The sequence below is a fragment of the Rhodopila globiformis genome, assembly GCF_002937115.1.
Lineage (GTDB): Bacteria > Pseudomonadota > Alphaproteobacteria > Acetobacterales > Acetobacteraceae > Rhodopila > Rhodopila globiformis.
In genome coordinates this window covers 1-6,966 of sequence record NZ_NHRY01000256.1, presented here as the reverse complement: position 1 = coordinate 6,966, position 6,966 = coordinate 1, and the positions used below count along the sequence as shown (strand labels likewise).

Here is a 6,966-nt window from a genome sequence, read left to right as displayed (position 1 = left end):
GGAGGGCGCTGCCACCGCCACGGCTTCAGCCCCCGATTTCCATCCCCTGCCAATGGCGGCCAGGGGCAAGGGCGGCGGGCTTTCTGCCCCATCCAACGGGGGCGGCATTTCCGGCGGGCTGTACTAGGCCAGAGCCAGCACCATGACGCCGGCGCAGATCAGGCCGATGGCGCTGATCCGCATCATCCCCAACGGCTCGGCAAAGGCGAAATGCCCGATCAGCAACGCGGCGACGTAGGAGATCGCGGTGCAGGGCAGGGCGACCGACATTGGGATCCGCCGCAGCGCGACGATATAAAGCAGCGCCGAGCCGCCGTACAGGACAAGCCCGGCAATGGTCGAGAGGTTGAATAACTGGGCGATGAAATCGGGCGCCGCGGCCCCCGCCTTCAGCAGCGTCTGCCCGGCCATGCTGATCACGATCGCCGCCAGCAGGGCGGTCCAGTACAGGCTCACGACCGGTCACCGGTGGCCAGGTCGTTGCGCGCGATGCAGCGCACCGTGCCCTGCGGCTTGCCGTTGGCCGACAGGAAGGTGCGTCCGACATACTCACCCAGCACGCCCAGGATCATCGACTGCACCCCGGAGACCAGCAGCAGCACAACCATGGTCGACGCCCAGCCCGAGGGGGTCTGGTGCACGAACAGCACCTCGGCGATCGTGGCGACCGCGCCCAGGCCGCCGGCCACCGACAGCAGCAGCCCGGCCCACACCGCCAGCCGCAGCGGCGCCAGCGAGAAGCTGGTCGCCAGGTTCAGCCACAGCCGCACCAGCCGCCGCAGCGTGTAGTTGGAACGGCCCTCGGCCCGCGGCAGGTGCCGCACCGCGATGCTGTCGATGCGCTGCGTCACCTGCATGATCAGCCCGTCCACATAGGGATACGGCCCGCTGTAGCGGCCGATCGCGCCGACCACCATCGCCGACATGCAGCGGAAGGAGGACAGGTACAGCCCCTTCGGCTTGTCCAGCAGCGCATCGGCCACCGCATTGGCGAAGCGGCTGCCGAGGTTGCGCCAGCCCGCATGCTGCTTCACCGCGTAGCGCGTATAGACCACGTCCCAGTTGCCGCGGCGGGCGTGGTCATAGAGGCGGATGACTTCCTCGGGCGGGTTCTGCAGGTCGTCGTCCATGGTGATGACGTAGTCGCCGCTGGCGTGGCGCAGGCCGGTCATCACTGCGTTATGCTCGCCATAGTTGCGGGCATGCTCGACATAGACCAGCGGCACCCGTGCCGTCGGCAGCAGGTCGTGGCAGACCTCGGCGGAATTGTCGGGGCTGCCGTCGTTCACCAGGATCACTTCCAGACCGCCCTCCGGGTGCAGGTTTGACAGCGCATCGACCAGCCGCCCGACGGTTGCGGCGCCGCGATAGACCGGGATGACGATGGACAGGGCGGGCCGTACCCTGGGCGGGGTCAGGGCCAGGGGCTCGGTCAGGGTCAGCGTGTCGCTCATGGTTTCTCCGCGCGCGCCAGCACCGATCCGCCGGCGGGCAGTGGAAAGGAAAGGCGCCGTTCAAATTCCGTCATGGCATACAACCTGGCATCGAGCCATGGCGGAAAAGGGGCGACATCCGACACTGCGTCGCCACGCGCAAGGACTTTTCGCTGCAGGACCATCAGCGGCAGCAGCAGGCCGTTCCAGTAGCGGGCATGCACGGCGCTGAATCCGGCCCGGCGCAGCAGCGCGGCCGTTGCCGTCGCGGTCAGCCGCCGCGCGTTCCGCACCCGCCGGTCATGCGCGGACAGCAACCATTGGTACGCCGGCATGTTGACCAGCAGCCGCCCGCCGGGCCGCAGCACCCGCTTCAGTTCCCGCAGCACGATGTCCGGCTCCACCGCCGCGTGGCACAGCACGTCGGCCGAGACCACCGCATCGAAGCTGGCATCCGCGAAGGGCAGGGCATTGACGCTGCCGCGCACGATCGCCGCGCCGGATTTTTCCCGCGCCCGGGCGGCGGCGCTCGGGTTCCACTCGATGCCCCAGCATTCCAGGTCGGGACGCCGGGCGCGCAGCTTCGCCAGGAAGCCGCCGGTGCCGCAGCCGGCATCCAGCACCCGGCCGCGCACATCGGCCAGGGCGTCGCACAGGCGGGCATGCAGGGCGCGATACCACCACAGGCCCGCCTCGGCCTGGTCCATCAGCTCGTATTCAGCCGGCTCCATGGGACGACGCGCTTAGGGCGCGCACCCCTCGTCGCGCAGCAGATCCAACACCGCCTCGTGCGGCACGTCGGAACTGGTGAAGGCCTGGCCGATGCCGCGCGCCAGGACGAAGTGCAGCGCCCCGTCGCGCATCTTCTTGTCGCGCCGCATGTGCGCGATCAGGGTTTCGGCCGAGAAGCGCCGGTTCAGCATGCCCAGCTCCGCCGGCAGGCCGGTGGCGGCGACGTGCGCCACCACCCGCTCGGCGTCCGCCTGCGGGCACAGGCCCAGCCGCGCCGACAGCCGGAACGCCAGGCCCAGGCCGACGGCGACGCCCTCGCCGTGCAGCAGGCCGCCGTCGTAGCCATATTCCGCCTCCAGCGCGTGGCCGAAGGTGTGGCCGAGGTTCAGCAGGGCACGGCCGTCGTTCGGCTTTTCCTCGTGCTCGTCGTCGCCGACAACCTGGGCCTTGAAGGCGCAGGCGCGGCGGATCGCCTCGGCCTGCGCCTCGCGGTCGCCGGCGATCACGCCGGGGCCGTGCTGCTCGCACCAGGCGAAGAAGGCGGCGTCGCCAATCAGGCCGGCCTTGACGATCTCGGCATAGCCGGCGCCGAGCTCGCGCGGCGGCAGCGTCGCCAGGGTGCCGGTGTCGGCCAGAACCATGCGCGGCTGGTGGAACGCGCCCACCAGGTTCTTGCCGTGCCGCGTGTTGACGCCGGTCTTGCCGCCGACGGAGGAATCCACCTGCGACAGCAGGGTGGTCGGGATCTGCACGAAGGGCAGGCCGCGCAGCGTGGTGGCCGCGGCGAACCCGGCCAGGTCGCCGACGATGCCGCCGCCCAGCGCGATGACGGCGGTGCGCCGTTCGACCCGCGCCTCCAGCAACTGGTCCACCACATCCATATAAGTGTCGAGGTTCTTCGACGCCTCGCCGCTCTTGATGGTGACGGAACTGGTGGAAAATCCCGTCTGCGCCAGCCCGTCCAGCAGCGCCGGCAGGTGCAGCCCGGCCACGGTGCGGTCGGTCACCACCACGGCGCGCTTCTGCGGCAGCTTCGGCGCCAGCAGCGCGCCGGCGCGGGCCAGCAGGTTGTCGCCGATGACCACGTCATAGCTGGTGGAGGCCAGCATGACGTGCAGCCGCCGCGCCGGTTTCCAGTCGGACAATGCCTGCATGACGGTGCTGGTCGTGTGGTCGGGCGGTTCGTCGCCGCAATCCACAATCACGTCAGCTTCAGCGTAAATCGGGTACCGGACATCCATCAATTGACGGAGTGTGTCTTCCCGGTCACGGCCCATCAGCAGCGGGCGGTTGTCGCGGCCCGCCACCCGCCGCACCAGCGTCGGCAGGGTGCAGCGCAGCCAGATCGACACCGCCTCGTCGCGGGTGGTCTCGCGCGTCCGCGGGTCCATGAAGGCGCCGCCGCCATAGGCGATGACCATCGGGTCGCCGGCCAGCAGGCGGCGGATCACCCGGCGCTCGCCGTCGCGGAACGCCTGCTCGCCATAGCGGGCGAACACCTCGGGAATGGTGCACCCGGCCGCCAGCTCGATCTCCTGATCGGCATCGCGGAACGGCAGGCCGAGGCGGGCGGCGAGGCGGCGGCCGATGGAGGTCTTGCCGGCGCCCATCAAGCCGACAAGCACGATGCTGCGCCCGGCAATCGTATCGGGAACCGGCATTGTCTCGCGTAAGGCGGTGTTGCGTGTCATGGTCGCTCACGTTAGCACAACGGCACCGCAACAGGCGACGGCCTGCGCGACCATTGCGTCCGTGTCACCGCGGGTATCGGCTTTCTTCACGAGCGGATAGCCCTTATTTTGCTACACATCGGGTTCGCGCGGCGAGTCGCGGCCGCCGGCGGCCGTCGAGGCGCCGGATGCGGACCGATTCAGGAGTCTTGATGATCCGTGTTTTCCTGTTCGTCATCGCAGCCGGGCTGCTGCTGATGGCCGTTGGCGTGGTGATGCTGGGCGCCTTCCCGCCGGCACCGCACCCACACGCGGTGGAGAAGGTCGTGCCGAACGACAGGTTCTCCACGCATTGACCCACCCGACGGTCGATGCCTTCCTGGAGATGCTGGCGGTGGAGCGCGGCGCCGCGCGCAACACCATCAGTGCCTACACCATCGACCTGACGGCGTTTTCCGATTTCGCGCACCAGCGGGGGCAGGCCGCGGTGACGGCCGATGCCGCGACCTGCCAGGCGTGGATGGCCTCGCTGCACGCGCAGGGCCTGTCGGCGCGCACCGCCGCCCGGCGGCTGTCGGCGCTGCGCCAGTTCCACCAGTTCCTGCTGCGCGAGGGCGTGCGCCAGGACGATCCGACCAGCCGGCTGGACACCCCCCGGCTGCCGCAGCCGCTGCCGAAGTTCCTGTTGGAGGCGGAGGTCGATGCCCTGCTGCAGGCCGCCGCCGACAAGCCCGGGCGGCCGGGCGTGCTGGCGCGGGCGGCGCTGGAGCTGCTCTACGCGACCGGCATGCGGGTCTCGGAACTGCTGGCGGTGCCGCGGGTGGCGCTGGGCGCGAAGGCCGAGGTGATGATCATCAAGGGCAAGGGCGCCAAGGAGCGGATGGTGCCGCTGTCGGCCACGGCGAAGCAGGCGGCGCTGGCGTTGCTGGCAGCGGATGGGACGGACAGCCGCTACCTGTTCCCGGGCCGCAACCCGAAGCAGCCGATGACGCGGCAGGCCTTCTTCCTGCTGCTGAAGCAGGTGGCGCTGGAGGCCGGACTCGATCCGGCGCGGGTCTCGCCGCATGTGCTGCGGCATTCATTTGCCTCGCATATGCTGGCCCGCGGAGCGGACCTGCGCAGCCTGCAGATGCTGCTGGGGCATGCGGATATCGCCACGGTGCAGATTTACACACATGTGCAGACCGAGCGGCTGCGGCAGGTGGTGGAGGCGCATCATCCGCTGTCGGAGCGGCGGAAGAGCTGATTCCAGCGGCCCGGGCCGGTGCCCCCTCGCGCCTTGTGCCGGCACGATCGGTTCATGCCGGATAGTCTGCATGACCGGACAGAGGCGCCGGAACCACGGAAGGAACATCTGTGTGCATCTGTGGTTCCTTCTATTCCGTAGAATGAACAGCCCCTGCATCCCAGCCTGAGCACCGCCGATCGGCTTGCGTCGCACTGAAAGTGGCGAACTGGTGAACCACAGATGCACACAAAGTGCGCCGGGAGACCGGCAGGGAGTAGTGAGTGAAAGTCTCATACAGTGAAGGACCAGCAACCCACACTGGCCCCGAGTCATGCGCAGCGTCCCGCGAGGGCCGCGGCGAAGCGTTGACAGGGGAGTGCATAGCCAGCCATTGAGCCGCGAAAGCATTTTGCAACCGGATGCCGACAGGGTTCAGTTCCTGGAAGGCAACATGGTTGTTCTTCGGTTCCGCGGTCGTGCGAACCGGGCGGGCGGCTGTCATCGGACCAGCCCGCTGGTATCATGCCCTCGGTCGCCGCGCTCCGATCCGTAGCGGCGCGGGATCGGTACGAAGCCATCCTCGCCGTATCCGGCCGAGGCGGCCGAGGCTGTGTGCATGCCGTAGGGCGTGTCCCGGCCATGACGAGAGAGGGACAACCTCCCCAGCCGACCGCCATGACAATCGTGCCGGGGACCGCTACAAAGCCGGGATGCGTTATCGTGTGCGACACACCACCCGCTACGCCTATGGCAGCCCGGTCGAGCTGGCGGCCCACATGGTGCATCTGCGGCCACGCCCGCAGCCGTGGCAGACCGTCCTGTCGGAACGCATCGTGGCAGACCCCCAGCCGGCGCGGCGGCACGACGGGCTGGACCATTTCGGCAACTGCGTCACCTGGCTGTTCCTCGACCGCCCGCACGCGGATTTCGAGGTGACCTCGGAATCGATCGTCGAGGTCGACGTGCCGCCGCCGCCCGATCCGGCGGACACCCCGCCCTGGGAACAGGTCGTCGAGGCCACGCGCACCCCCGTCGGCTGGCAGGCGGCGGAATTCACCTTCGGCACGCCGATGGCGCCGCTCAACGCCGAGACGAAAGCCTATGCCGGCGAATCGTTCACGCCCGGGCGGCCGGTGCTGGAGGCCCTGCTGGAGCTGAACGACCGGTTCTACACGGATTTCCGCTTCCGCGCCGGGGTGACGACGACCTCGACGCCGGTGTCACAGGTGATGCAGCGGCGGGAGGGCGTCTGCCAGGATTTCAGCCATGCCATGGTCAGCGGCCTGCGCGGCATCGGCCTGCCGGCGCGCTACACCTCGGGCTATATCCGCACCCGGCCGCCGCCGGGCCAGGCCAGGCGGCAAGGGTCGGACCAGTCGCATGCCTGGGTGGGATGCTGGCTGGGGCCGCGGCACGGCTGGATCGACGTCGATCCGACCAACGGCGTCGTCATCCGCGACGAGCACGTGTTGCTGGGCTGGGGCCGCGACTTCAGCGACGTCAGCCCGGTGCGCGGCGTCATCCTGGGCGGCGGCGACCACAGCGTGATCGTCGGCGTCGACCTGGAACCGGCGGATGAAACGGATGTCTGCGCAGCTGATGCCCAGGCATAGGGCAGGACGACCGCAGCCGACCCGCCGGCTCCGGTGGATCGGTTCTTTCGGCTCGGCCGCATTACCTGCGGCCCGCCGTGACACGTTTCGTTGTAAATTTGTTAGGGCGTGTCGTCAATTAAGCCAAACGACGGCGGCGGCGAGGTGGACCGCGGCGAGGAAGTTGCGGGCAGTCTTGTCATAGCGGGTTGCGATGGCACGGAACTGCTTGAGCCTGGCGAAGAAATTTTCGATCAGATGGCGCGCCTTGTAGAGGTCGCGGTCGTAGGTCCGCGGCGAGCGGCGATTGG

At 69.0% G+C, this 6,966-nt stretch carries 8 protein-coding genes; 3 read left to right on the top strand and 5 right to left on the bottom strand.

All coding sequences use genetic code 11. The features are described from left to right. Positions 1 to 123: 123 nt before the first annotated feature. From CCS01_RS27170 to aroB, 4 genes are read right to left on the bottom strand one after another with little or no spacing between them, the layout of a single operon-like run. Positions 124 to 456: a DMT family transporter gene (locus CCS01_RS27170; protein ID WP_104521903.1), complete on the bottom strand. Its 333-nt coding sequence runs from the start codon at positions 454 to 456 to the stop codon at positions 124 to 126. Beyond that, positions 453 to 1,454, bottom strand: a complete 1,002-nt coding sequence (locus CCS01_RS27165) for a glycosyltransferase family 2 protein (RefSeq protein WP_104521902.1) — start codon at positions 1,452 to 1,454, stop codon at positions 453 to 455. Before CCS01_RS27165 ends, CCS01_RS27170 begins: the two co-directional genes overlap by 4 nt. Then, complete coding sequence (locus CCS01_RS27160; RefSeq protein WP_104521901.1) at positions 1,451 to 2,164, bottom strand: class I SAM-dependent methyltransferase; 714 nt, start codon at positions 2,162 to 2,164, stop codon at positions 1,451 to 1,453. The genes CCS01_RS27165 and CCS01_RS27160 overlap by 4 nt, the downstream gene beginning before the upstream one ends. A gap of 12 nt (positions 2,165 to 2,176) precedes the next feature. Continuing rightward, entirely contained in the window at positions 2,177 to 3,856 is a 1,680-nt protein-coding gene (gene aroB, locus CCS01_RS27155) for a 3-dehydroquinate synthase (protein WP_104521900.1), read from the bottom strand. Positions 3,857 to 4,047: 191 nt separating this feature from the next. Between aroB and CCS01_RS33995 the strand changes: the two genes are divergently transcribed. The 3 genes from CCS01_RS33995 (at position 4,048) to CCS01_RS27145 (ending at position 6,676) form a co-directional block, all read left to right on the top strand. Continuing rightward, positions 4,048 to 4,191: a hypothetical protein gene (locus CCS01_RS33995; RefSeq protein WP_158258634.1), complete on the top strand. Its 144-nt coding sequence runs from the start codon at positions 4,048 to 4,050 to the stop codon at positions 4,189 to 4,191. A gap of 29 nt (positions 4,192 to 4,220) precedes the next feature. Continuing rightward, the gene (locus tag CCS01_RS27150; RefSeq protein WP_104521904.1) at positions 4,221 to 5,081 is read left to right on the top strand and encodes a tyrosine recombinase; all 861 of its coding nucleotides are present in this window, start codon (positions 4,221 to 4,223) and stop codon (positions 5,079 to 5,081) included. A 704-nt stretch (positions 5,082 to 5,785) separates the two neighbouring features. Beyond that, positions 5,786 to 6,676: a transglutaminase family protein gene (locus CCS01_RS27145; protein ID WP_408887512.1), complete on the top strand. Its 891-nt coding sequence runs from the start codon at positions 5,786 to 5,788 to the stop codon at positions 6,674 to 6,676. A 114-nt stretch (positions 6,677 to 6,790) separates the two neighbouring features. Here the strand turns inward: CCS01_RS27145 and CCS01_RS27140 are convergent. Continuing rightward, a partial coding sequence (locus tag CCS01_RS27140) for a transposase (RefSeq protein WP_146101497.1) occupies positions 6,791 to 6,966 on the bottom strand: 176 nt, incomplete at its 5' end.